This window comes from Paenibacillus sp. J22P90, from assembly GCF_059692195.1.
The window spans coordinates 342,126-368,016 of sequence record NZ_JCAUAY010000007.1 but is presented as its reverse complement, the minus strand read 5'-3'; the positions used below and the strand labels follow the sequence as shown (position 1 = coordinate 368,016).

Below are 25,891 nucleotides of genomic sequence, written 5' to 3'. Positions count from 1 at the left end.
CGGAAATCGAGCCTAAATCCTCCGCCGTCACGGAATAGGCTCGAAACCCGAGCCTAAAGTTACCGCCGTCGCCGGATAGGCACGGAAATCGAGCCTAAGGTACGCGCGTTTGGTGGATAGGCTCGGAAATCGAGCCTAAAGCCTCCGCCGTCATGGAATAGGATCGAAACCCGAGCCTAAAGTCACCGCCGTCGCCGGATAGGCTCGAAACCCGAGCCTAAAGTCACCGCCGTCGCCGGATAGGCTCGAAAATCGAGCCTAAAGTCACCGCCGTCGCCGGATAGGCTCGAAACCCGAGCCTAAAGTCACCGCCGTCGCCGGATAGGCTCGAAACCCGAGCCTAAAGTCACCGCCGTCGCCGGATAGGCTCGAAACCCGAGCCTAAAGTCTCCATCGTCGCCGGATAGGCTCGAAAATCGAGCCTAAACCCCTCACCGCCACGCCACATTCACATTTTCGTGATTCAACGAATAGCTGCGGATACGTGAAGATCCATTTCCAGCAGGTACGAGTATTGCTTTTGCCTGCATTTCTTTCAAAATGCGCTGCGCTTTCCCTTGTCCAAACTGGAATCGTTGTTGGACATCCATAGGTTTAATTGGTTTTTCTGCTGTGTGGGCCATACGAATGATTTCTTTCTCGATATACGTGAGGGGAATTTCCTGTGCGTAAAAATCGCTGAAGTACTTTCCTAAGCACTGTTGCAGGATTTGTTCGCACATGCGGGGGCGATTTTTAATATCATCCAAGGAAAAACGAAGTACTATCCATCCGTCAAGGATAAGGTGATTTTGGCGAATTAACTGATCAGAGAATTGCGTTCGACTAAGCTCAGTATAATGTGGGCCATATCCATCGATTTCAATTGCAATTTTGAGCGGATGTCGAATAAATGCGAAGTCTAAGAAGCGGGTTCCATCACGAAAATCTTTGATCTCATACTCGGGATGCAAATAATCAAAGTTGCCAAAGGCTTTCCACCAAATATAGCGGAGAAAGCTGGTTTCCGCATACCCGTGCCCCTCTTTTAACCTCTTCAGCCGAATTCCGTTTCTTAGAGATAAATGCTTTGCAAGATAAGCTTCGTGCGCGTCTTGAAATGTTTTTATCATAGTTCAACACCCCTAATAAAAAAATGAAACCGCTCCTCAATGTCAGAGATATCTGACTCGAGAGAGCGGTGTGTGCTTCACAACCGTATTAAACGTTTGTGGGAAATTATAACATAATTTCAAGGAAACAATCAATTACTCATTCAACCAGAACCCAAACTGCTGACGATACTGCAACGGGGTTAACCCCGTTTTTGCTTTGAACATCCGCGAAAAATAGTTCGGATTGTCGATGCCCAGCTCATAGGCGATCTGAGAGACTGGCTTGACGCTGGAGGCGAGCAGTTTTTTGGCTTGCTCGATTTTGATACTGTGCACAAAATGGAGCGGCGCCTGTCCCGTTTGTTTGATAAACATTTTGCGCAAATGAGAATCACTAAGCTGAACAAGATCGGCTAGTTCCCGGATTTCGGGCATCCGCTGCGGATGCGCATGAAGAAAGTGGATGATCGTATGAATCCGCTTGTCCAGGTGTGAATAGCTGGAGCTCGGATCGTCCGTGCTTCCTTTGTGAAGCAACTCATACAAGATGCGGAGCAACGATGATTGCTGAAGCAAATGCACGTACGGCGTAGCACCACGCTCATGCGTGAGCATGTCTTTAATAACGTGTTCAATCGAGTTTGAATAGTCTTCAAATACGATCGGAATATTCAACAGCTGCACCCAGCTTCGATTGCTCACCAAAGAGATTTCAGCATCGAAGTTAATGCTAGTCAACGACAGCTCGTCAGAGATAGCATGAAAGCTAATCACACTTTGAGCAGGAAGGATGAGGATTTGTCCTTCTTTACAGCGAATGGTCGTTTGATTGATTTCGAGCTGAAAGCTACCCTTATGAACAATCCACATCACGCAGTGTCGTAGAATGCGATCTCTAGCCTGCCAGCGATAATCCAGCTGATATTGGGTAATGTGAAGAAAGCGAACTTCCAACGATTCAATCATCATCTGAAAAGAATTCACTGCGTCGGCCTCCTCACCCTACGACTCACTTGTTTCTATTATTCTACCATGATCGCGCGGGCTAGACGAGACAGGGGTGTGTTAACCCCCCGGCACAACACCCTTAATATCTTCATTCAATTTCAATCTATCCTCACCATTCACGAGGAAAGTACGAATGCGGGTAGTATCGCCGCCCCACTCTTCCATTTTGAATTTGACTTCAGGTGTTGTATATCTCACAGAAAAGGCTACGCGAGGGATGTTCGATTTATTATTTTCAGAGCCATGGAAGGTAGCTTCATTAAAAAAAGCAATCTGTCCCGGCGACATCTCTAAATCGATGGCAAGGGATTCGTCGATTGACTCAGCTGGCAGACCTTGCTCAAAAGCGCTCTGATCGGTGCCCGTTGAAACATGCTCGACGATCGATTTGTGCGTACCAGGGATGACGCGAAGGCAGCCGTTCTCACGAATGGACCAGCCTAAGCTGACCCATGCGGTCGCATTGATCGCAGGCTCCATTGGCCAATAATTAATATCTTGATGCCAAGGAATGAATTTGTCATTGTTAGGCTCTTTGTACCAGAAATGCATGGCCCACAATACTAAGTCCTCACCCAGTATTTGCTTCATCGCATTCACGATACTTGGGTGTGTAGCAAGCTGATAGGCCCATAGATGACGTTGATGCCAAGCGGAAAGGTTTGTTTTTGTCGGACCTGGTTCATACTTGTTCTGTTCAATGACCTCAAAGAATCGGTTATAGTACATATCGGATTCTTCCAGCGAAAGTCCTTGCATAGGTCCGCTATAGCCTTCGTTGACATATTGTGTGAGTGAGAATGGGTTTCCTTTAGTAATCATTCGTGCAACCTCCCATTAATAAGTACGTTTTTTTGTTTTGCTGCATTTTTCTTAATTTCATTGTAATTCTCGCAGCTCCTAAGAATAAGGAAGTAAAACGATTATGAATAGCACAAAACGATTATTCCTAAAAATGGTCGACTTGCTTTAAGCTGTATCCACAAGCTTGCCATTTATTGTGCTTTGCGGTCAGTTTGAAGACATATTGAGAAGGAAATTAGAAGACCTTGTCGAAATATAGTACATATGTCCTATTAGGACGTTAAGCTTAGGTTATTCGAATAAAGGGGTCCTACGGATGACAATTCCTGCAACGACAACATTGGATTTGAATTTACTGCAAATGATGCTGGATGATATTGAAGACTCAATTTACATAATGAAAGTGACGGGTACGGAACTCACGTATTATTACGTGAACCGTGCTGCTACGCACATAAGTGGGATCACGATGGAACAAGTGGGCTGCAATTTTTTTGAGTCCAATTCAAGCCAGATGGCGGATTATTTATATAAAAAATATATAAGAGTTGTCGATGAACGTCGGACGATTCGGTATGAAGACGGCGTTATATTACCCAACGGGACGCTAAGCGGTGAAAGCATTTTAACGCCTATTCTGGACGAGAATGGGGACGTTAGCTTTGTTTTTTCAGTCACACGTGATATTACAGAGCGCAAGCAGCAAGAGAGTATCTTGTACAACTTTGCGTACCAGGATGATCTTTCTAATTTATATAATCGCAGGTATTTGCTTGAGCATGTGACAGAGCCTTCGACTATTTATTTATTGGATTTGGACAATTTTAAAAACATTAACGATACCTTCGGTCATCAGGCTGGCGATTCGGTTTTAGTAGAAGTAGCTTGCCGCCTTATTGAGGTGTTTGGTGATAAGCGTTTTACGCTTGTTCGCCTTGGCGGTGACGAATTCGTAGTTGTCGATTCGAAGCCTTTTGGACGTATTGAAGAGATGGCGGAGCAGTTGAGTCAGCTTTTTCATGAGCCATTCCGCATAGATGAACACTCGGTGAAAGTGCATGTAAGTATCGGTATTGCTGAGCGTAAACACGACGAGACGATTCAAGATTTGCTAAAGCAAGCAGACATTGCGCTCTACAAGGCCAAAGGAGCAGGTCGAAAGCGTTATCATTTGTTCGAAGCCTCTTCGAGATACGATCATGTGGAAAATTTCATCCATGAATTAGCTCTTTCGCAAGCCATTGAAAAGGAAGAACTGCATTTGCATTATCAGCTTATTTATAATCCGGCTTCTGGGATGGCTGTTGGTGCTGAGGCCCTATTAAGATGGCATAGTGAAAAGGGAGGGAGCATGCAGCCGAGCGAGTTCATTCCGATTGCTGAGGAAACGGGGCTCATCGTGCCCATCGGCTATTGGCTTATTCGCCAAGCCTGCAAGGATTGGCATCTCCTGCAAGATATTTATGGTCCTGGGTTCAAAATATCCGTCAACATCTCGCGCATTCAGCTGAATGAAGACAGCTTTACAGATCAGCTATTGCAAATTTTAAAGGAAGAGGGCGTGGACCCCTCCGCCATGGAATTGGAAATTACCGAAAGCACGACCCTTCACTCGCTGCAGGAAGTGCAGCTTATTTTGAGCAAGCTGCGCGGGGCGGGCTTTACGATTGCATTGGATGATTTCGGAACGGGCTATTCCTCGTTGAGCATGTTAAGTCTTCTGCCGATAGATAAGTTAAAAATTGATCGTACTTTCATCGCTGATGGGAACGTTCCCCTGCTCGCCGCGATTGTAGCTATGGCCAAAGCATTGAACCTACTGGTTGTTGCAGAAGGTATCGAGACAAGTGATCATTTCCACATGCTTGCAGACATGCAGTGTTGGGGTATTCAAGGATATTATATTAATCGGCCCGTGCCCTATACAGAGTTACCTTTAATCATTGAACAAATTGGTGTTTAACAAGAAGTAAGACTTTATCTCTTTTCACTTCGTGTCTTCATTCGCTGCCGAGCGTTTGGAGGCATTTTTTTTGCTTCTCTTGCGGCTTATGTTAAAATAACAACGGTTAATTAAGCGAGGAGGCTGCACATGAAAGCATTAATTTTTGAACAATTCGGAGGTCCCGAAGTACTCATATATAAGGAAATTCCAGATCCTGTCGTAGCAGGAGATCAGCTACTGGCAAGAACGCAAGCGATAGGCCTCAATTTCGCGGACGTGTATCGTCGCAAAGGAAATTATCATTTGGCAGGGAAGCCGCCGTATATTCTTGGGTATGAAGGGGCCGGGATCGTCGAATGGGTGCCTGAGCATATTCAGCATATACAAGTCGGGGATAGGATCGCTTTTGCCGATGTGCCCTTTGCGAATGCGGAGCTGGTTGCCGTTCCTATCGATCGCGCAATTCCGCTGCCTGCGGATATCACTTTCGAACAAGCGGCTGGAATGCTGCTGCAAGGCATGACAGCCCATTATTTGGTGAACGACAGCTATCGGGTACAGGCTGGAGATGAAGTTCTGATCCATGCCGCAGCAGGCGGAGTGGGTCAGCTTTTAATCCAATTGTGCAAAAGAAAAGGCGCTAGGGTGATTGGGCTCACCTCCTCCGAAGCTAAAAAGCAAATCGCGCTAGACGCGGGTGCAGACGAAGTCGTCCTTTACGCTACGGACTGGGTCCAAGAAGTTGTGGAATGGTCATATGAAAAAGAAGGTGCCCAGGTTGCCTATGATTCCGTAGGCGCCACCTTAATGGACAGTTTCGCAGCCGTTCGAACCAAGGGAACCGTCGTTTTCTACGGCATGGCAGGCGGCGATCCTGCACCCGTGGATCCAAGAATGTTAATGGACACCTCCAAAACGTTAACAGGCGGCGACCTCTGGAATCACGTGACCAGCTTGGACAATCGGATCCAAAGAGCCAATGCGTTGTTCAATGCCATTCGCGAAGGAAGCTTGCGGTTGGATACGATGACGACATTTGCCTTAAAGGATGGCGCTGATGCACACCGATTACTCGAGAGTAGGCAGAGTACGGGCAAAATTTTGCTCATACCATGATACAAAAGCTGTGAGTTACTGATACGATTTTGAACATATAGTCCATGGAGATGCACATCCTAGTTATTCTCGCTATGTCCAAAGCATGTTAACTTTAAATAGTAAATATGTAGAGGAGGCTTGAATGTGCAATGAGCATAAACAAATTGAGAATTGGTGTCATCGGTGCAGGATCTATCTCAGATTTGCACTTCGCGTCATATACGAAATCAGAGGATGCTGTGATTGTTGCTGTCTGTGACCTTAACCGTGAAAGAGCAGCCGCGAAAGCGGAAAAATATGACATAGCCCAAATTTATACGGATTATAACGAGCTTTTGGCTAACCCGGACATTGATGCGGTCAGCATTTGTACGTGGAACAATACGCACGCTGAGATCAGTATTGCTGCTCTTCATGCGGGCAAGCATGTTTTGGTAGAGAAGCCATTATGCAAAACCGTCGAAGAAGCACAGCGCATTCAAGATGCGGTTCGTGAAACAGGAAAAATTCTACAAGTTGGATTTGTGCGCAGATATGATACGAATGCTCAGCTTGTGAAACATTTTATAGATAATGGTCAATTAGGTGAGATTTATTATGCCAAAGCGTCTTGTCTTCGCCGTTTAGGCAATCCAGGTGGATGGTTTTCGGACGTTGAGCGCTCAGGCGGCGGGCCGTTGATCGATATCGGCGTTCATGTCATCGATGTGTGCTGGTACTTGATGGGCAAACCGAAGCCAGTAGCAGTAAGTGGGCATACGTATAACAAGCTTGGCAATCGCAAAAATGTGAAGAACTTATCCTTTTATAAAGCAGCCGATTATGATGCAGAACGCAATACTGTTGAGGATTTGGCGAATGTGTTGATACGTTTTGAAAATGGGGCATCCCTCATGGTGGACGTTAGCTTCACGCTTCATGCTAAGAAGGATGAAATCGCTGTCAAGCTTTATGGTGACAAAGGCGGCGTTGAGCTTGAGCCTGAAATCGTGTTCGTTACAGAAATTCTGGATACGATTACGAATGTGACACCACAAATTAATAACAAATCGATCGACATTAACTCCGCATTTCAAAATGAGATCAATCATTTCGTGTCCTGCTGCCAAACAGGTCAAACACCGATTAGTCCAGTAGAAGATGGACTTGAAATGATGAAAATCTTATGCGGTATCTATGAATCAGCAGCGAAGGGCCAAGAAATCAGATTATAGCCCGATCGAATCGGAGCATAGGAGGAGCACGTATGAAGCTAGGGGTTAGCACATATAGCTTGTTTCAGGCTTTAAAGTCTGGGGAAATGTCGATCATGGACGTCATCGATTGGATCGCGGATCAGGGAGGTGAACACGTCGAGATCGTGCCATTGGGGTATGACTTACCGGGTAACTTTGCGCTTGCGGATGCAATTCGCGAGAAAGCTCAGGCCCGAGGTATAGCAATTTCCAATTACGCCATCGGCGCTAATTTCTTAACGGAGACTGAGGAACAGTACTTGCAGGAAATTGAGCGTGTGAAGGGTGAGGTCGATCTTGCTGCCAGATTGGGAGTTACTAAAATGCGGCACGATGTGGCGCGTAGCGAGGATCTCTCGATTCGTAATTTCAACGCTAACTTGGAGCGATTAGCAGAGGCTTGCCGTCAAATTGCTGATTATGCGAGCCAGTATGGCATCGTGACTAGCGTTGAGAACCACGGGTTCTTCGTGCAGCATAGTGAGCGTGTTCAAGCCCTGATTCACGCTGTTGATCGTCCTAATTTCCGGACAACACTAGATGTTGGTAATTTTGTATGCGTAGACGAGGATTCCGTTGCGGCCGTGACGAATAATCTTCCATATGCCTCTATTGTCCATGTGAAGGATTTTTATATTCGTCCTTCCAATCAGAATCCAGGAGAAGGCTGGTTCAAGTCTTCCTACGGCACTTATTTGCGCGGAGCGATTGTGGGGCAAGGTGATTTGAATATCCGGGAAATTTTACGTGTGGTCAAAAGCTCAGGCTACGACGGTTACATTTCTCTGGAATTTGAAGGTATGGAAGAGTGTAAGAAAGGCACGTTGATCGGGTTGAACAATATCCGTAGAATCTGGGATGAAGTGAACGTTTAAACGAACACTAAGTTAACGATAAGGAGTGTTTATAGACATGCTGATTAATCCAATTGGTATCATGGTAGATAGCCTGCGTCTAGGACTGCGGGATGGATTGAAGAAGTCGAAAGAGCTTGGCGCGGATGGCGTTCAAATTTACGCGGTTTCCGGTGAAATGGACCCAGCTAACTTAACGCCGGCGGCGCGGAAGGAATTGCGTGACTACATCGCATCGTTGGATCTTCAAATCTCAGCTCTTTGCGGCGACTTGGGTGGACATGGCTTCCAAGATCAGACCGTGAATGCAGCGAAAATCGAGAAATCGAAGCGCATCCTTGATCTTGCTGTTGAGCTAGGTTCGAATGTTGTGACAACACATATCGGGGTTGTACCTGAGGATCGGAACGATCCCATTTATCAAACGATGCTGCAAGCTTGTGAAGAGCTTGGGGTGTATGCGAGCAGCCTAGGCGCATATTTTGCTGTGGAAACAGGGCCGGAAACGTCGGCACATTTGAAAAGCTTCCTAGATAACCTATCCACCAAAGGTGTCTCGGTTAACTTTGATCCAGCCAACATGGTTATGGTGACAGGTGATGATCCTGTTCAAGGGGTATACACCTTAAAGGATTACATCGTTCACACGCATGTGAAGGACGGCATTCGACTTCGTCAAGCAGATCCGCGTGAGGTGTATGGTTCGCTTGGTTACAAGCCGATGTCGCACGAAAATATTGCGGAGGCGGCAACATCCGGCGATTCGTATCGCGAGCTGGCTTTGGGCGAAGGGCATGTCGATTTTAGCCGCTATTTTGGGGCGCTGCAAGAGATTGGCTACAAAGGCTACCTCACGATCGAGCGTGAAGTTGGGGCGCAGCCAGAGCAAGATATCGCGAGTGCTATCGCATTTATCAAAAAGTTTAAATAAGTTGGAAACAGAAAACCCTCGCCGTTGGCGGGGGTTTTTGTGTGGTTGGGGTGCGGCGGGGGAGGCATGTAGTCAAGCCGCATTCCATCACGCCACTATCCCCATCACTCAGGTGCGATTCGCGCACCACCACAACAATCACATAAAATGAAAGCTACTCAACCACTAATTAGATTCGCACGACAACTCCAGCAACCCGACTAGACATGATCCATTCGCAGACCGACTCTACGCCACCACTAATCAAGCCACAATCGCACACCAACGCTACTCCACCACTAATCAAGCCACAATCGCACACACCCAACCTGCCCACCAGACTAGCTTCATTTACACTCCCCCAGATCAGAATAACTGGAAAATATGCAGTTAATATCACCCGAATCTCCGATTTGGGACGATTAACTGGAAAAAGTACAGCTAATTTCTAGCTTTTGAGTTGAAAACGGTAGAATGCGCCGAATTACCTGTATAATTTCCATTTATTCTCCAAATTGAGTCTGAAAAGATGAAATTAGCTGGAGTTTTTCCAGTTATTTGCTAGGCAGGCAGGCAGGCTGGCAGGCAGGCAGACAGCGAGAACGAGGGGCCGTCCATCAACTAATTCACATACGGATGCCGAAACACATCCGGCGTTTGCCCAACGGCTTTACGAAACGTAGAAATGAAATGCGATGCATCCAGAAAGCCCGTTGTCTCTGCGATTTGCTTAACGGTGAGCTCAGGCTGCGCGATCAGCATTTCCTTGGACTTCTGCAGGCGCAGCTGCAGAAGATACTGATATGGCGACAGTCCAAATGCGCGACGAAACAAGGTATTCACATGCTGCGCGGAGACACCTAGCTGGGCGGCCATCCAGCTGAGTCCGACGTGCGCAGCCGCGTAGTTTTGCTCGAGCTCGAGCAGAAGCGGCAGCAGCCGCTCATGACTTTGCGAGAAGGAGGCGCTTTTGTTTTGGATGCCGTGCTTCTTCAACAGCGTCAGGAATTGATAGATTTCCAAGGAACCGTTGGTTCCGGTGAAATCGTGGCTATCGCGATATTTATGATAGTAATACTCATGAATGGTAGCTAGCGGTGTATCGGGCCCCCAACTAATTGTTGTTGTGAGGGGAATTTCCAGGGCATGCACGATAGATGCGGCTAAAGCACCATCAAAGGTCAAGTACCAAGTCGACCACGGGGCTTCGGGTACTGCATAGGAATGAGGGACACCAGCCGCTAGAAGCATGCCTTGCCGTTCACCAAGCTTGACGGGTCCGCTGTCCAGAATGATTTCACCACTGCCTGAAATCGTTTGCAGCCAATGAAAGCAAGGATAGCCTTCTTCGCGTACATAATGTTCCTGTTCACGCTCATAACCGATGGTTTCGAGGATAAGCGGGAGCTTGCGATCGGTTTCGGTGATGACGAAAAACTTTCTATAATCAATGGCCAAGGAAAGATCAACTCTTTCATTTTTTAATATGCGATGCGTTGTTTATTATATTTTAAAAGAAATATTTGTCTTGTACAATAAGGGAAGCAGGTTGATCATAATCCTATAAGCTAAAGTGAGGCAAAACATCCATGGCGAATAAATTTGTATACAAAGCACCTGAAAACGGTTACCCAGAATGGAATAATAATCCGGATATTTTTCAATTGAATCGGTTGGAAGCGCATGCGACGCTAATGCCTTATCACACGGAAGAGGAAGCTCTGGCAGGAGTTCGGGAAGCTTCGCAATTTTATCAAAACTTAAATGGCACATGGAAATTTCATTTTGCGGAAAATGCAGAGGGTCGTCCACAGGACTTCTATAAGTCTGGCTTTGACACAACTAGCTGGGCGGATATGGCCGTGCCTTCACACTGGCAGCTGCAGGGCTTCGACTTCCCGCAGTACACGAATATTATTTATCCGTGGGTAGGTCATGAGGATCTTAAGCCTCCATTTGCTCCGGTCAAATATAACCCAGTCGGCTCCTATGTACGGAACTTCTCAATCCCAGACGGTTGGAGTGGGCAGCCAGTCTACATCAGCTTCCAAGGTGTGGAGTCCGCTTTTTATGTGTGGGTCAACGGTGATTTGGTTGGCTTTAGTCAGGATTCATTTACACCAGCGGATTTTGATATTACACCTTATCTAATCGAAGGCGAAAATAAGCTTGCGGTAGAAGTGTATCGTTGGAGCGATGCTAGCTGGTTGGAGGATCAGGATTTCTGGCGTATGAGCGGGATTTTCCGCGATGTGTATCTGTATACGACACCTACGGCGCATATTGCAGATTTTAAAGTAGACACCAATCTAGACAGCGCTTGTCAGGATGCGGAGCTGCACATTCGAGCTACGATTACGAATTATGACGAGCAAAGCCAAGGCGTACATCACGTCGAAGCGATGCTATATGACAGCGAAAAGCAAGCCATTTGGGATGAGCCGCTTCGTGTGGGCATTCAAACGAGCGGCGTTGCGAAGCAAAACGTGGAGTTTTCCGCGCACATGGATCGTCCAGCCAAATGGAGTGCAGAAAGCCCGTACCTCTACACACTCGTCCTTCGTTTACACAATGAAGAAGGTGCACTTCTAGAGACAGAGAGCTGTAAGGTTGGCTTCCGCAAATTTGAAATCGAAGACGGTTTGATGAAAATTAACGGCGAAGTTATCAAGTTCAAAGGTGTGAACCGCCATGAATTTGACCGTGATCGCGGACGTTCCGTTGATGAGGAAAGCATGCTTTCGGATATTTTGCTTATGAAACAATACAATATTAACTCGGTTCGTACTTCCCATTACCCGAATCATCCGCGTTGGTATGAGCTTTGTGATGAGTATGGCTTGTACGTGATTGATGAAACAAATTTGGAAACACACGGTTCTTGGACCTATAAGCAGGAAGAGTTGGGTGAATCGGTGCCAGGAAGCCGACCAGAATGGACAGGAGCGGTGCTGGATCGTGCGAATTCGATGCTGCAAAGAGATAAGAACCATCCTTCCATCGTAATTTGGTCGTTAGGCAATGAGTCCTCAGGCGGGGACAATTTCTTGAAAATGCATGATTTCTTCCGTGAAGCTGATCCTTCTCGTGTTGTTCATTACGAAGGCGTCTTCCACTGGCGTGCCTCTGATCGCGCATCGGATATGGAAAGTCATATGTATTCGAAAATTGAGACCATCGAGGAATACGCGAACAACAAGCCGAAAAAGCCGTTTATTCTTTGTGAATACAGCCATGCGATGGGGAACTCCTGCGGCAATTTGTTTAAGTACTGGGATTTATTCGATAAATATCCCGTCTTGCAGGGCGGTTTCATTTGGGATTGGATCGACCAATCGATTCAAACGACGACGCCAGATGGCATCACGTACCAAGCGTATGGCGGCGATTTTGGGGATACACCGAATGATGGCAACTTCTGCGGCAATGGCCTGATCTTCGCAGATCGCTCGGTTTCGCCAAAGCTTCACGAAGTGAAGAAGTGCTACCAGAATGTGAAGTTCGCAGCTGTAGATGTGGCGAAAGGTCAAATCAAAGTAACGAATCAATTCTTGTTCACAAACTTGAATGAATTTGACTGGACATGGACGATTGCTCGCAACGGTGTTGAAGCAGTTAGTCGTGTAAGCAACGAATCATTTGATATTGCACCTGGTGAAACAAAGGTGATTGAGCTAACTTTGGATAGCGTTGATAGCCACTTCCCGAACGATGAGTTTGTTTTGACGCTAAGCTTGGTCCTGAAAAACCAAACGCTATGGGGAGCAAAAGGACATGAAATCGCCTGGGAGCAATTTATTCTTCCGACGGCGTATCCAGCTGCGATTACACGCAATTGGGAAGTTGAAAAGGAATCGGCCGCGGCAATTTCCACAGAGGCAGCTGTACAAGTGGTGACATCTGCAGACAGTATCACGCTGCAAGGAGAGCGTTTTGCGCTGCGACTTAACGCGGTAACTGGCGATATTACCTCCTATGTGTACGAAGGCGTCGATCTATTCCAAACAGGACCTGTGCCGAACTTCTGGCGTGCCTATACGGATAATGACAGAGGGAACCAGCACCACATTCGTTGTGCACCGTGGAAAGAAGCTGGAAGCGGGCGTACGCTGCTCTCCCTTCATGCGAAGTCACTGGATGCAGGACGTGCTGAGGTTCGTGCACGCTATTCGCTGCCAACGCAGCCTGTTTCTGAAGTACAACTGGTTTACGTCGTGTCCACAAGCGGCGAAGTTGAGGTTAGCATGCAATTAACACCTGGTGAGAAATTGCCAGAAATCCCTGAAGTAGGCGTCATGTTCGAATTGGACGCTGCTTTCGAGAACTTAACGTGGTATGGCCGCGGGCCGCATGAAAACCACTGGGACCGTAATACGGGAGCCAAGCTTGCACAGCATAGCGGGACTGTCAAAGAGCAATTCGTTCCTTACTTGCGTCCGCAGGAATGCGGCAACAAGACGGATGTTCGCTTTGCAACCTTGACGAATGCCGCAGGGCGCGGGCTTCGCATTGCAGGATTGCCAACAGTTGAGCTCAATGCGCTGCCGTACTCTCCTTCTGAGCTGGAAGCTCACGATCACACGTATAAGCTGCCAGTCAGCGATAAAGTCGTGGTACGTGTGAACTACAAGCAAATGGGTGTTGGCGGTGACGATAGCTGGGGGGCAAGAACTCACCCCGAGTTTACACTATTCGCGAACCGGACCTACTCCTACGCGTTCACTTTCAAAGGTATTTAATTGAATAAGGGGCAGTCTCTAGAGTTGAATCACTCTGGAGACTGCCCCTTAATTGTGTTAATGTCCAGTCGCACCCTCAAATTCCTTCGTTGGGTCGAGCTGCTCTTTGCTCATGGCAAACGCGAAAACGAGCGCTAATGCTGCAGGAACCACCGTCCAAGCGAAGGTGAGTACGATGGAGGAGGATAACGCGCTCGTAATTTTTTCTAGCACAGGAGCGGGAATTTCCAACCTTTTAGCAGGATCCAGCAAAGTATGCGAGTCGCCGGATGGCATGCCGACTGGCGATTGCCCGCCGCTGGTGAAAGCTTCTGTCATTTTTCTCGTAAACGCATGGCTCTGAATGATACCAAAAACCGTGATCCCAAGTGTCATGCCTAGGGAACGGAGGAAGTTTAAAGTCGATGTAGCGGAGCCGCGCTGCCTGGCATCGAATAAATAGATGGCTGCATTACTCAGGACAGAGAAGGAAGCGCCGATCCCAAGTCCAATCACGATCATATAGAGGGTGACAAGCCAACGAGGTGAATCCTCGGAGAGTGTCGTTAACAGCAATGTCCCAACCAGCAGCAGAGCGACTGTCGGAATCATAATGGCACGGAAGCTGTATTTGGTCATCAGAAAACCTCCGCCAGTTGCTGTTACCACAGAACCAAGCATCATCGGCAAGAGCACTAAGCCTGAGTTCGTTGCAGAACCGCCTAATACACCTTGGATAAAAATAGGGATATACACGGAAGCTGTAATGAAGGCAGCTCCGCTAAAGATGGCAACTGCATTGCTCGTTGCATACAGCCGGTTTTTAAACATCGCGAACGAGATAATCGGCTCCGCTGCTTTGCGTTCAATGAATAAGAACGAAATCGTCAACACAGCAAAAAGTCCAAACAAACCAAGGATGAACGCTGAGTCCCAAGCATACTGTTTGCCGCCTAGTTCAAGTGCAAACATCAGGGAGACAATCGCACCAACAAGTGTGATCGCGCCCCACCAATCGATGCGCTGCTTCGAGTGCTCAACCGACTCTTTATAGAAGAAGGCAATGAAGATGAAAGCGAGAAGTCCAAGGGGAAGGTTAATGTAAAATACCCATTTCCAACTAATATAATCGGTTATATAGGCGCCGAGCAGGGGGCCGAAAATGCTCGACATGCCGAATACCGCTCCGAACAACCCGCCGAGCTTGCCTCGGGATTCCAGTGGGACGGCATCGAACATGATCGTAAAAGCAATTGGAACAAGTGCACCGCCGCCAATCCCTTGGATCGCACGATAAATGCTAAGCTCGACAATGGATTCTGCTGTACCACAAAGGATAGATCCCAGCATGAACAACAGCAGCCCGAACACGAAAAACCTTTTGCGACCATACATATCGGACAATTTACCGAAGATCGGCATTCCCGCCATTTCAGCTACCATATAAGCGGAGGTAACCCAGACGAACTTATCCAGGCCGCCTAGTTCACCGACAATCGTTCCCATAGCTGTGGCAACAATGGTATTATCCATAGAAGCCATCAGAATACCCAGTAGAAGCCCGGCCAGGACGAGACCAAAACCATTTTTCTTGTTGGATGTGGACATATTGTTGCTTTTCCTCACTTTCTTGCTACCTGAATGGTATTTATTTTCCTAATTAAATATGTACGCCAGGATCGCGGCATCATATCCGTCTGGGGATGTATTTTATTTCGTATGTTGAAAGGTTGTGCCTGCAAAGCTTAAGTTATCCATGGAAATGCTAGGCTAAAGCGGATACATTGTTTGACCAGAATGAGCTAGGGTGATAAGTTTAAATGGAGATGGAAATTGACAACTAGGATCGGGAGAAAGGTGGATATACATATGACAGAACAGACGAAACAACCTATTATAGGACTTATCGGAACAGGCGTTATGGGAAAAAGCATGGCTGGACATTTGATAACAGCTGGCTATGAGGTTCATGTTTATACACGTACACAAGCAAAAGCACAGGAGCTATTGGAAAAGGGTGCGCATTGGCAGGAGACGCCGGGGGCATTAGCGGAGAAATGCCAAATTATTATGACGATGGTTGGTTTTCCAAGTGATGTGGAAGCCATATATTTTGGCGAAAATGGGATTTTGTCCATGGCTCAGCCAGGCAGCTTTCTGATCGATTTCACAACGTCGAGTCCGTCCTTGGCGAATCGCATCTATGAAGAAGCGTTGACTCGTCAGCTCTACTCGTTAGATGCGCCGGTTTCTGGTGGGGACATCGGGGCTAGAGAAGCGCGATTGTCCATTATGGTCGGGGGAGCGCGTGAAGTGTTCGAGCAAATGCTGCCTATTTTCCAGAAGCTCGGCACGAACATCGTCCATCAAGGTGCAGCTGGCGCTGGACAGCACACGAAAATGTGCAATCAAATTGCGATTGCGAGCAATATGATGGGTGTGGTTGAAGCGCTGGTGTATGCGAAGAAAGCCGGGCTGAATCCAACGACCGTGCTGCAAAGCATTGAAACGGGTGCAGCGGGAAGCTGGTCGTTAAGTAATTTGGGACCACGCATGATTGCAGACAATTTTGCACCAGGTTTCTATGTGAAGCATTTTATTAAGGATATGAAAATTGCTTTGCAATCGGCAGATGAAATGAATCTAGAGCTTCCGGGCTTAACGCTTGCCAAATCACTTTATGAGCAATTAGCTGCAATGGGTGAAGAGGAAAGTGGTACCCAAGCGTTGTATAAATTAATTAATAAGTAATGTAGTACTGAACGACCAAGCTAGAATAGGAGGATGCCGATATGAAAATTGTCATTGCCCCGGATTCCTTCAAAGGAAGCCTTAGCTCCGAAGAGGTAGCCAAAGCGATCAGAGACGGGATTCTACGGGCCGTGCCCGAAGCGACAACTGTCCTCATCCCCATGGCGGATGGGGGGGAAGGCACGGTGGATAGCCTTGTACAGGCCACACAAGGAATTAAAATCTCCGTTCCCGTACAAGGACCACTGCAGGATGAAGTCCTCGCAGCCTATGGTGTACTAGGAGATGGTGCCACGTGTGTCATTGAAATGGCGTCAGCTTCGGGATTAATCCTAGTCCCGGCTGAACGTCGAAACCCTCTGGTGACGACAACGTATGGCACAGGTCAATTAATTCGTCATGCCCTCGATCACGGCTATCGTTCCTTCCTTCTTGCGCTTGGCGGCAGCGCGACAAACGATGGTGGAAGCGGCATGCTGCAAGCTTTAGGCTTGCAGCTTCAAGACGCGGAAGGTCAAGAGGTTGGCGTTGGTGGACAAGCCCTGTCCAAGATAGCCCGCGTTGATGCCTCTGGGTGGGATGAGCGGATTGGAGAATCGCGTTTCATCATCGCATCAGATGTCACGAATCCATTCATTGGCCCACAAGGGGCATCGCACGTCTTTGGACCGCAGAAAGGTGCGACACCAGAGATGGTTGCAGAGCTAGATGGCGCACTCGCCCATTGGGCAGATCTCATTGAAGTGCATACCGGTACAGCCGTACATCATATGCCTGGCGCAGGAGCGGCGGGTGGACTTGGCGGCGCTTTTCAAGCCTTCTTCCCATCCAGCACGAAACGCGGGATCGATGTGGTTATCGAGATGACCAAGCTTGATGATCATCTGCAGGATGCCGACCTCGTATTCACCGGTGAGGGGCAGACGGATGCCCAAACCGCTTCAGGCAAAGCGCCGATGGGGATTGCGCAGGCAGCGCATAAACGTGGCATTCCGGTAATCGTCCTATCAGGCTCAATGGGGCAAGGAATTGAGAAGCTTTATGAATTCGGCGTGACAAGTATCCACAGCATCGTGAATGGTCCGATGACGCTTCAAGAGGCGATGAAGCGAACGCCTGAACTACTAGCGCAAAAAGCTGAGCAAGTCATTCGTACTTTTTTGGCAGGAAGAAAGTTGAAGGAATAGTGGTTTTTCATGCATCTGAAAGTGGTATACAACCAAGTCCCTAGTCATAAATAAGGTTATCATGATGTATAAAGGAGTAAGTACATGACATTGGCGAACCAATTCTATGTAGCGACAACTGGGAATGATGATCACGATGGGAGCAAAGAAGCACCTTTCAGAACGATAACGAAAGCACAGATGACAGTTCGTAGCCTCATCCAAAATGGGATGACTCACGATGTCATCGTGTTTGTGTACAGTGGCACCTATTATTTAGGAGATACTTGGCAATTAGATGAGCGCGATTCAGGCAGAGATGGCTTCTGTGTGACATATCGCAACATGCCTGGCGAAGAAGTTAACGTAGTCGGCGGAAGGCTTGTTACGAAATGGGAGCCGTATAGCTCTGACATGTGGCGAGCGTGGATAGGAACTGGAAGCAGCTTCCACACCATATACGCGGATGGGGAGCGCATAGCCAAAGCGAGATTACCAGCAACGGGTTACTTTCTAGTAGATGGCGAGCCAGAGGCAGCCTACACAGATGGCATCCACTACCAGGAAGGGGATATTCCAGCTGGCAGCGATCTCTCTGAGGCGCAGGTTTTCGTTTGGCCTGGGAAAGGGGAATGGAACTGGTTCTCTGAACTGCGGGCTTTGAAGGCTCATGATGCTGAGGCCAACTATGTGCAATTCACGCATCCCTCGATTTGGGGAATAGGTGCGGGTTCACGCTATTATATCCAGGGCTCACTGGATTTTCTCCAAGCACCAGGTCAATTTCATTTGGATGAAAAGGAAGGCTGGCTCTATTATAAGCCGAATAAGGGGGCGTCGCCGTTACAACAAGAGATTATCGTACCAACGGTCACTAGACTAGTTGAGATGAGAGGCAACAATCAGGATGAGCCTATTCAGCATCTTCGTTTACATGGACTGCATTTTTCATGTACAGACTTTTGGTCCGAGTACCAGATGATTCAGGAAGATGAAGGCTTAAGTAATGTGGAGAGGGAGGAACATCGCGAAGGATTGGTCTACATGCAGTACGCGGCAGATATTGAAATCTCACATTGCCAGATTATCAATGCAGGCAGTTGCGGTATTTTCTTGGATCAGCATACACAGAACATTCAAATCAACGGTAATCAAATTGAGCATTTGGGGTATATGGGGATATGTGCCTCGGGATATTCACCGCTCCAAGGTTCTTTTTCCTCTGCGGCAGCTTCTTATACGAATAAAGAACATAAGATTACGAATAACACCATTCGGTATGGTGGTGAGCTTATTGGACATGGCTGCGGGATTCTGCTGTATCAAAGCGGGGATAACGAGATCGCTCATAATCTGATTTCGCATATGCCGCGTTATGGCATCTCGATGAAAGGTTTACGCAGCAAGGTTATGCCCGAAACCATATATGGGAATCAGGTTACTTGGGAGAATCATTGGGACTTCCTGCATACGCGAAATAATTACATTGCTTATAATGATATTTCGCACGTGATGATCGATAGTCAAGATGGCGGAATGATTGAATCTTGGGGAGTGGGTACTCGGAACGCGATTCATGGTAACCGCTTACACCATAGTGGCATCCACTTTTCTTTTGGCTTCGGCATATATTTGGATGATGCTTCGGACTACTTTACGGTTACCCAAAATGTGCTGACTCAGCTATATAGTACAGGAGAAGGGAAGCTATGGATGCTCATTTTCTCCAAAGGCATCGGCAATCTCATTCAAGGGAATCTACTCGTTGACAATCCAGATGCGATAGCAGCGATTGGAACCCAAGAAATGGCTGGCGAAGACAATAAGGATGTCAAGGTGAAAGGAAACATCATCTATAATTCGGGCTACCTCTATTATTTCGTGAATTGGCGCGATGATAAATTTGCTGAAGCGGATGATAATCTCTATTGGCAGGATCACGCTAAGGGAGTTTGTCAGGTTGCCGGTAAACTTCCTCTCCCATCGTCTGGTGCTGATTTGCTTGGGCGCGGTGTGTATGAATGGCAGGATTGGCGCTCCTTGTTAGGAGGGAAGTTTGATGCTCATTCACGCATCGCGGATCCAAAGTTGATTCTGTCAGAGGATGGACAGATTCGTCTTCATCCGAAATCACCCGCGTATGAATTAGGTTGGGTGGACATCGACGATAATCAGATAGGACCATCCATAATATCGTCATAATGAAAGGGGCTTGGTACATTTGAAAGGATTTGGCTTCTATAAGTCCAAGAAATATCTGCAGCGCGTACTGAGCTCGATCATGTTGTCGATGGTTATAGTCCTATTGGCCTCTACGTTTGCAAATACGTACCTTCTGGAGAGATCGGTGAAAAGAATTCAGGAGGATTCGAATCTTAAAATTCTCACACAGATGCAATACAACTTCTCTTACATGAATGAAATCATCACGCACTTATCGAGCTTTGTTCTGAAGGACAATTTATTGATTCCACTCATGTTTGATGAAAATTTACCCAAAATGGATTTAATCCGCGGCTATCAGCGTATGTCGAGCATTATGGAGAGTTCTTCCTTTTTACATTCCATGGTTGTCTATAATCACTCTCAAAATGAGATCTATGGCACCACCAGTAATTTCTTATTGGACGGTGGAGTAACGAAGGCGAAAATTAAAGATTGGTTGCTCGATCCTGTTCAAAAACATGAAACCTCCAGGCTAATTCCTGTGAGTCTTGAACATGTGGATGGCCAGATTGATACGTTCGCTTTCGTCGTAACGGATTCCTTAAAGCCATTTTCTCCCAAGGAGTCTGCGATTATTTTCTATATCAAGTCCGACTGGGTATTCGATAGCTTAAAGAAAATGAACGATACGGGCAGTCGATCGCAAGGTGATATTCTCATGGCCGATCAGGATGGACGGCTCTACTCCTCGCAGCTTAATCACACCTATGCCAATGAGCAAACACAGCAAGCCATTCACACCTTCATTGCCAATCATAAACGAGAGACGAACGAGTCATCTGGATTCGTTATTGGTGAGATTGAAGGTAACAAAAGCATGATCACCTATATGGCGAATCCAATCCCTAATTGGACGATACTTTACTTACAATCGTACGACAAATTAATGGCAGAAGTCACGCAGACACGAACGAAGTCACTTCTTGTCTCTGGCGTATTGCTCCTTACTGCAATAGGGATTTCGGTTTGGTTATCTTATAAATTGTATCATCCCATTGAAGATATGCTTCATCGGATTCGGTTTCAGCATCGACGTGAGAGACCATCCACGCACGCTGAAGGTGATGAGCTTCACGCCATGAGTGAAAATTATTTGAAGCTGTCAGATACGTTACAAGAGATCAGTTCCGAGCATATCGTCAATAAATATTACATCCGTAAATTTATTACGGACGGTCAATTATTTTCACATCACGATATGATCAGTCTGATTGAGAAGCATAGGCTGAATATCGCCTATCCATCCGAAATCGTTGTGTGTGTACTCCGATTGGATCATGTCGAGGACTATAGTCGGAATACAGCCTTATCTTTGAAGAAAATGCATAGCTTTGCCATCACGAATATTGCGCAGGAAATGATGTCAGCGTCATATCTCTGTGAAGCTGTAGAGGTTTGGGGAGATCATGTTGTGCTTATCGTTTCTCTTATCGACAAGGCCGCGACTGTACAAGATAATGATTTCTTGTCTCTTTTAAAAGACATACAGAACACGATTGAGACTTTTTACGGTCTAAGTCTTTCTTGCGGCATAAGTGAACGTGTTACACAGCTTACTCACCTATCTGCTGGCTATACGCAAGCCATGCAAAACAGCTTGTACAAATTGATTTTTGGCTATAAGTCAATTATTACGAGCGAGATGGTCAAAGAAAACAATGCGAATAAGCGAGTTTCCATTCCAGAAACCATCGAGAGGAAACTTTCGGAGAGCTTGAAGAAAGGCCTAATGACGGAGGCGGGGGTTGAGTTGGAGAAAGCGTTCTCCCTTTTTGCCACCTTTCATTATCATGATATTCATCGTGCAGTAACGAATCTAGCCTGGGTGATTAAGTACACGGTCGTTGAAATTATGGAAAATCGAGTAACAAAGATGAGCTTCAACGTGGATTATATTCATCAAATTCCGCAGGAGAAAGAAACGTTAGAAGAGATGTATTTATCCCTGTTAGCCTTGTGTTCACAAATTTGTGAGGGTCAGAAGCCGTCCAATGTGGAGCGGAATGACATGATTCTAGAAACAGTCAAAGAACTCATTCATCAGAAGTATTCGGATATCAATCTCAGTCAACAATCGATTGCTTCGACAGTCAAACTGTCATCCGCTTATTTGGGTAAATTGTTTAAGGATAGTTATCAGTTGACACTCACAGAATATATCAACGAAATACGCCTAAAGCATGCGCAACAGTTCCTTGAGAACGGAGATCACTCGGTCTTAGATATTATGGAGAAATGCGGTTATGCGAACCCAAGTTACTTTTTCCGACTGTTCAAGGCCAAGTTTGGTAGTACACCGAAGGAATATCGCATGAAGAAATCCATTTCCTAACAAGGGAAATAGGAATGCCTAGCCGCTACTTCTACCACCTATTGGTGAACGAAGGGCGGTTTTTTAGCATTTTAAGGGGAGAAAGAGAGTAATTCGAACATTGTACACTTACTTTTTACATGAATTCGAACATCGTACGCTATGTAAACGCTTTTACTTGTGGCAAGATACGATTATGGAGGAGGAGCACAATGACGAAATCACAGCCAATCAAAAAACGAAGGCTCTTACAGGAGTTCAAATACCTGCGAAAGAATAGAGAGCTACTGTTGCTTGCTGCACCAGGCATATTGTTTGAACTGGTCATTAAGTATTTACCCATGATCGGACTCATCTTAGCCTTCAAGTATTTCAGATATGATCAAGGGATTCTAGGGAGCAAATGGGTCGGCTTCAAAAATTTTGAATTTATATTTAAATCGCAAGATGCTTTTCGGATTATCCGAAATACTTTGTTGTACAACATGACGTATATCCTGCTCGGCACGCTTGCAGCGTTAGTCTTATCTATTTTGTTATATGAGGTAAGCGGCCGGATGGTGAAGGTATATCAAACGACATTATTTCTTCCTTATTTTATTTCGTTAGTCCTAGTTGGTTACATTACTTATGCTTTCTTGGAGCATAAGGCTGGGTATCTTAATAGTTTTCTGACGACAATTGGGCTTTCCCCACACAAATGGTACTTGGAAACAACGCCTTGGATATTTATTTTGCCTGTGGTGGCTGTCTGGAAAAGTATCGGCTTCTCGACCCTAATCTACTATGCGGGTATCGTAGGGATCAACACGGAATACTACGAAGCGGCGAAACTAGACGGTGCTTCACGCCTACAGATGATTTTACGCATTACATTGCCGCTCATGAAGCCGTTAATTATCATTGTATTTATTCTAGGCTTAGGCAATATTTTCCGAGGTGACTTCGGATTGCATTACTTTGTTCCGAATAACGTAGGTGCCAACATACCGACGACTGATATTATTGATACGTATGTGTATCGCGCGTTGGCAAAGCTTGGGGACATCAACTCAGGGGCGGCGGTAGGTTTTCTGCAATCTATCGTAGGCTTAATTACGATTGTGTCAGCGAATGCAGCGGTTCGCCGAATTGATAAAGATAACGCGTTATTTTAAAGGGGAGAGTCAACATGGAACTTGCATTAGCTAATCCAGTTAAACCAGTTAAGCCAAAAAAGCCAGCAGCCATATGGTTTATTCATGTGTTTTTCACACTGATATGCCTGTTGATGATCATCCCTTTTGTGCTCGTTATAGCCGTTTCATTAACTTCGGAGAACAGTTTAATTCAGTACGGTTACCGCTTTATTCCGAAAGAGTTCAGCTTGGAAGCGTACCGGATCGTCTTGAAGTCACCTAACATTTGGCTGAGATCGTATGGGGTTACGATTGGCATTACCATTGTGGGGACAGTGCTTTCACTGTTATTGACGACATTGACAGCCTATCCGATGTCACGAAGAGACTTTCGCTATCATCGTCCGCTTACGTTTTATGTTTTCTTCACGTTATTATTCAACGGGGGGACAATCCCTTTTTACATCTTGATGACCCAGTATCTTCATTTGAAAAATTCGATTCTAGCACTACTCATTCCACTGCTTCTAAATCCGTTCAACGTTATTATTATGAAAAGTTATTTGGATAAAATATCCATGGAAATCATTGAATCTGCAAAGATCGACGGCTCAAGTGAGTTTCGTATTTTCTATCGCATTATTATGCCGCTCTCAACACCAGCACTAGCGACACTTGGATTATTTATCTCATTTGCTTATTGGAATGATTGGTTTAACGCGTTGCTATTCATTGATGATAATAAATATGTGCCGCTACAATTGCTGCTCGTACGTATATTATCGCAAATTGAATTTCTAGCGAATTCCCCGCTGGCTGAGGCCGCAAGTAAATTGCAATTTGCCAACTTTCCGACTTTATCTGTACGGATGGCTATGGCACTAGTAGCTGGCGGTCCTATGATGGTTTTGTTCCCTTTTTTCCAAAAATACTTTGTAAAAGGCATCACCGTAGGATCTTTGAAGAATTAAACCGGAAGGTTATTGAACTATGAAAGGGGGCGAGGCTTGGCGCTCAGCTGGTTTGTGTTTGTTCCATGACCGATAGGGGTTCATATTATGGAGGTGTGAAGGTTGAGAAATGTAAAAAAAACGTACCTGAGCAGTATGACCATTGCCATGTTAAGTCTTTCTGTGTTGGCTGGTTGTACGAGTGATAAGACAAGCGAGACGCCATCACCGACGGCAACAACACCGACAACCACGACAAGCGCGACTCCCGCAACACCTGCACCAAGCACGCTGCCTGAAGTCAAATTAACATTTTATTATCCAAGCAATCCGCCTGGTAAGGATCAGGCTCTCGTAAATGATGAAGTGAATAAGTATGTGAAAAGTAAAATTAATGCGACTGTGGACTTGAAGCCACTTTCATTCGATGAGTATGATCCGAAGCTGAATACGATTATGGCCTCTGGCGAAGCCTTCGATGTGGCATGGGGCTCGAAATATTGGCTCTTGAGCTACCAACCGAACATTGATAAAGGTGCGCTTCTGGAGTTAACGGATGCGATGATTAGTAAATATGCGCCAGCAGCTCGTAAGAATATTCCGGATAAATTCTGGCCGGATATGAAAGCGACAGATGGCAAAGTCTATGGCTTCCCGGTTTATCAAATCGCAGCTAAAACGAAAAGTCTCGTCATCCAAAAACAATTCGTAGATAAATACAAATTGGATGTTTCTTCCATTAAAACGTATAAAGACCTCGAGCCCTTCTTGAAAACGATCAAGACGAATGAAAAGGATGTCATTCCTTTCGGTATGGCGCAAAATTCATGGGGCCTCTATACAGACCCGAATTTGGTAGCAGCAGATGGTCTTGCGGTAGCGTACAAAAAGGATGACAAAACGTACACGTCGATTACGAAAATTCAACAGCTTCAAAATAAGAAGGACTTCTTCACGACGATGCACAACTGGTCGAAAGCAGGCTATATTAATGAGGATGCTCCGATGCTGAAAAACATTAACGATCTCAAGAAAAAAGGGAAAGTAGCCGTAAGTCTAGAGTTTACAACGAAACCAGGCGGCGAAGTGGATGAAATGGCTAACAATGGCGGGAACGCTGTTGTATATATTCCAATTTCGGACTCCTACTTTACAGGTGTTGCCAGCGCGATGCAGGTTATCTCCAAAACGTCCAAAAACCCAGAGCGTGCACTCATGTTTATTAACCTTTTGAACACGGATAAAGTGTTATATAACCTGATTTCGAATGGTCTGGAAGGCAAGCACTACACGAAGAAAGATGACAAATATATTGAGCCGATCAAGGACTCCGGCTATGCACCGAATGTGGATTGGGTGTTCGGTAACCAATTTAATGCCTACTTGAAAGGTGCGCAAACGGCTGATGTATGGGAAAAAACGATTAAATTGAACGAAAGCGCAATGGTTCCTGTATCCTATGGCTTTGACGTGAATCGAGACACGATCAAATCGGAGGTTGCCAACGTAACGGCCGTAGATAACGAGTTCCAAGTAGCAATTGAAACAGGTGCTGTAGATCCTGCGGATCAACTGCAGAAATACATCGACAAGCTGAAGGCCGCAGGTCAAGATAAGATTGATGCGGAAACGACGAAGCAATGGCAAGCTTTCTTAAAAGCGAAGGGCTTGTAAGAAGATCAGATGAGCTGAAAGCTGAAAGG

General features: G+C 46.2%; 19 protein-coding genes. 13 read left to right on the top strand and 6 right to left on the bottom strand.

All coding sequences use genetic code 11. The features are described from left to right. Nucleotides 1-431: 431 nt before the first annotated feature. The 3 genes from AC58UX_RS23680 to AC58UX_RS23670 all read right to left on the bottom strand — a co-directional run bounded on the left by AC58UX_RS23680 (nt 432) and on the right by AC58UX_RS23670 (nt 2,924). On the bottom strand, nt 432-1,112 hold the full coding sequence (locus AC58UX_RS23680; protein ID WP_497257244.1) for a putative endonuclease domain-containing protein: 681 nt from the start codon (nt 1,110-1,112) through the stop codon (nt 432-434). A gap of 135 nt (nt 1,113-1,247) precedes the next feature. After that, entirely contained in the window at nt 1,248-2,078 is an 831-nt protein-coding gene (locus AC58UX_RS23675) for a helix-turn-helix domain-containing protein (RefSeq protein ID WP_497257242.1), read from the bottom strand. Between the two features lie 81 nt (nt 2,079-2,159). Then, nucleotides 2,160-2,924: a phytanoyl-CoA dioxygenase family protein gene (locus AC58UX_RS23670; protein ID WP_497257240.1), complete on the bottom strand. Its 765-nt coding sequence runs from the start codon at nt 2,922-2,924 to the stop codon at nt 2,160-2,162. A 298-nt stretch (nt 2,925-3,222) separates the two neighbouring features. Between AC58UX_RS23670 and AC58UX_RS23665 the strand changes: the two genes are divergently transcribed. The 5 genes from AC58UX_RS23665 to AC58UX_RS23645 all read left to right on the top strand — a co-directional run bounded on the left by AC58UX_RS23665 (nt 3,223) and on the right by AC58UX_RS23645 (nt 8,969). Continuing rightward, nucleotides 3,223-4,869, top strand: coding sequence for a putative bifunctional diguanylate cyclase/phosphodiesterase (locus AC58UX_RS23665; protein ID WP_497257238.1), 1,647 nt, complete (start codon nt 3,223-3,225; stop codon nt 4,867-4,869). A 129-nt stretch (nt 4,870-4,998) separates the two neighbouring features. Next, nucleotides 4,999-5,967: a quinone oxidoreductase family protein gene (locus AC58UX_RS23660; RefSeq protein ID WP_497257236.1), complete on the top strand. Its 969-nt coding sequence runs from the start codon at nt 4,999-5,001 to the stop codon at nt 5,965-5,967. Between the two features lie 131 nt (nt 5,968-6,098). After that, complete coding sequence (locus AC58UX_RS23655) at nt 6,099-7,163, top strand: Gfo/Idh/MocA family protein (protein WP_497257234.1); 1,065 nt, start codon at nt 6,099-6,101, stop codon at nt 7,161-7,163. Between the two features lie 32 nt (nt 7,164-7,195). After that, the gene (locus AC58UX_RS23650; RefSeq protein ID WP_497257232.1) at nt 7,196-8,059 is read left to right on the top strand and encodes a sugar phosphate isomerase/epimerase family protein; all 864 of its coding nucleotides are present in this window, start codon (nt 7,196-7,198) and stop codon (nt 8,057-8,059) included. A gap of 37 nt (nt 8,060-8,096) precedes the next feature. Then, the gene (locus tag AC58UX_RS23645) at nt 8,097-8,969 is read left to right on the top strand and encodes a sugar phosphate isomerase/epimerase family protein (RefSeq protein WP_497257230.1); all 873 of its coding nucleotides are present in this window, start codon (nt 8,097-8,099) and stop codon (nt 8,967-8,969) included. 169 nt (nt 8,970-9,138) lie between these two features. Here AC58UX_RS23645 and AC58UX_RS23640 read toward each other — a convergent pair whose 3' ends face one another. Both AC58UX_RS23640 and AC58UX_RS23635 read right to left on the bottom strand, forming a co-directional pair. Continuing rightward, nucleotides 9,139-9,348 carry a hypothetical protein gene (locus AC58UX_RS23640; protein ID WP_497257228.1) on the bottom strand — a complete coding sequence of 70 codons (210 nt, stop codon included), beginning with the start codon at nt 9,346-9,348 and terminating at the stop codon, nt 9,139-9,141. A gap of 221 nt (nt 9,349-9,569) precedes the next feature. Further along, entirely contained in the window at nt 9,570-10,406 is an 837-nt protein-coding gene (locus AC58UX_RS23635; protein ID WP_497257226.1) for an AraC family transcriptional regulator, read from the bottom strand. Nucleotides 10,407-10,537: 131 nt separating this feature from the next. Between AC58UX_RS23635 and lacZ the strand changes: the two genes are divergently transcribed. After that, nucleotides 10,538-13,687 carry a beta-galactosidase, LacZ type gene (gene lacZ, locus AC58UX_RS23630; protein ID WP_497257224.1) on the top strand — a complete coding sequence of 1,050 codons (3,150 nt, stop codon included), beginning with the start codon at nt 10,538-10,540 and terminating at the stop codon, nt 13,685-13,687. A 57-nt stretch (nt 13,688-13,744) separates the two neighbouring features. On the opposite strand, the gene AC58UX_RS23625 is transcribed toward lacZ, so the two are convergent. Continuing rightward, on the bottom strand, nt 13,745-15,274 hold the full coding sequence (locus tag AC58UX_RS23625) for an MDR family MFS transporter (protein WP_497257222.1): 1,530 nt from the start codon (nt 15,272-15,274) through the stop codon (nt 13,745-13,747). A 261-nt stretch (nt 15,275-15,535) separates the two neighbouring features. Between AC58UX_RS23625 and AC58UX_RS23620 the strand changes: the two genes are divergently transcribed. The 7 genes from AC58UX_RS23620 to AC58UX_RS23590 all read left to right on the top strand — a co-directional run bounded on the left by AC58UX_RS23620 (nt 15,536) and on the right by AC58UX_RS23590 (nt 25,862). Then, on the top strand, nt 15,536-16,417 hold the full coding sequence (locus AC58UX_RS23620) for an NAD(P)-dependent oxidoreductase (protein WP_497257220.1): 882 nt from the start codon (nt 15,536-15,538) through the stop codon (nt 16,415-16,417). A gap of 41 nt (nt 16,418-16,458) precedes the next feature. After that, nucleotides 16,459-17,604, top strand: a complete 1,146-nt coding sequence (locus AC58UX_RS23615; protein ID WP_497257218.1) for a glycerate kinase — start codon at nt 16,459-16,461, stop codon at nt 17,602-17,604. A gap of 84 nt (nt 17,605-17,688) precedes the next feature. Then, nucleotides 17,689-19,785 carry a right-handed parallel beta-helix repeat-containing protein gene (locus AC58UX_RS23610; protein ID WP_497257216.1) on the top strand — a complete coding sequence of 699 codons (2,097 nt, stop codon included), beginning with the start codon at nt 17,689-17,691 and terminating at the stop codon, nt 19,783-19,785. A 19-nt stretch (nt 19,786-19,804) separates the two neighbouring features. Next, the gene (locus AC58UX_RS23605; RefSeq protein WP_497257214.1) at nt 19,805-22,141 is read left to right on the top strand and encodes a helix-turn-helix domain-containing protein; all 2,337 of its coding nucleotides are present in this window, start codon (nt 19,805-19,807) and stop codon (nt 22,139-22,141) included. Nucleotides 22,142-22,332: 191 nt separating this feature from the next. Beyond that, the gene (locus AC58UX_RS23600; protein ID WP_497257212.1) at nt 22,333-23,277 is read left to right on the top strand and encodes an ABC transporter permease; all 945 of its coding nucleotides are present in this window, start codon (nt 22,333-22,335) and stop codon (nt 23,275-23,277) included. Nucleotides 23,278-23,291: 14 nt separating this feature from the next. Beyond that, on the top strand, nt 23,292-24,209 hold the full coding sequence (locus AC58UX_RS23595; RefSeq protein ID WP_497257210.1) for a carbohydrate ABC transporter permease: 918 nt from the start codon (nt 23,292-23,294) through the stop codon (nt 24,207-24,209). A gap of 102 nt (nt 24,210-24,311) precedes the next feature. After that, nucleotides 24,312-25,862: an ABC transporter substrate-binding protein gene (locus AC58UX_RS23590; RefSeq protein WP_497257208.1), complete on the top strand. Its 1,551-nt coding sequence runs from the start codon at nt 24,312-24,314 to the stop codon at nt 25,860-25,862. Nucleotides 25,863-25,891: the final 29 nt, after the last annotated feature.

Excerpts from the sequence above, each read along its gene's own strand:
- AC58UX_RS23680 (WP_497257244.1), bottom strand. The coding sequence starts at position 1,112 with ATGATAAAAACATTTCAAGACGCGCACGAAGCTTATCTTGCAAAGCAT.
- AC58UX_RS23670 (WP_497257240.1), bottom strand. The coding sequence starts at position 2,924 with ATGATTACTAAAGGAAACCCATTCTCACTCACACAATATGTCAACGAA.
- AC58UX_RS23665 (WP_497257238.1), top strand. The coding sequence starts at position 3,223 with ATGACAATTCCTGCAACGACAACATTGGATTTGAATTTACTGCAAATG.
- AC58UX_RS23660 (WP_497257236.1), top strand. The coding sequence starts at position 4,999 with ATGAAAGCATTAATTTTTGAACAATTCGGAGGTCCCGAAGTACTCATA.
- AC58UX_RS23655 (WP_497257234.1), top strand. The coding sequence starts at position 6,099 with ATGAGCATAAACAAATTGAGAATTGGTGTCATCGGTGCAGGATCTATC.
- AC58UX_RS23650 (WP_497257232.1), top strand. The coding sequence starts at position 7,196 with ATGAAGCTAGGGGTTAGCACATATAGCTTGTTTCAGGCTTTAAAGTCT.
- AC58UX_RS23645 (WP_497257230.1), top strand. The coding sequence starts at position 8,097 with ATGCTGATTAATCCAATTGGTATCATGGTAGATAGCCTGCGTCTAGGA.
- lacZ (WP_497257224.1), top strand. The coding sequence starts at position 10,538 with ATGGCGAATAAATTTGTATACAAAGCACCTGAAAACGGTTACCCAGAA.
- AC58UX_RS23625 (WP_497257222.1), bottom strand. The coding sequence starts at position 15,274 with ATGTCCACATCCAACAAGAAAAATGGTTTTGGTCTCGTCCTGGCCGGG.
- AC58UX_RS23620 (WP_497257220.1), top strand. The coding sequence starts at position 15,536 with ATGACAGAACAGACGAAACAACCTATTATAGGACTTATCGGAACAGGC.
- AC58UX_RS23615 (WP_497257218.1), top strand. The coding sequence starts at position 16,459 with ATGAAAATTGTCATTGCCCCGGATTCCTTCAAAGGAAGCCTTAGCTCC.
- AC58UX_RS23610 (WP_497257216.1), top strand. The coding sequence starts at position 17,689 with ATGACATTGGCGAACCAATTCTATGTAGCGACAACTGGGAATGATGAT.
- AC58UX_RS23600 (WP_497257212.1), top strand. The coding sequence starts at position 22,333 with ATGACGAAATCACAGCCAATCAAAAAACGAAGGCTCTTACAGGAGTTC.
- AC58UX_RS23595 (WP_497257210.1), top strand. The coding sequence starts at position 23,292 with ATGGAACTTGCATTAGCTAATCCAGTTAAACCAGTTAAGCCAAAAAAG.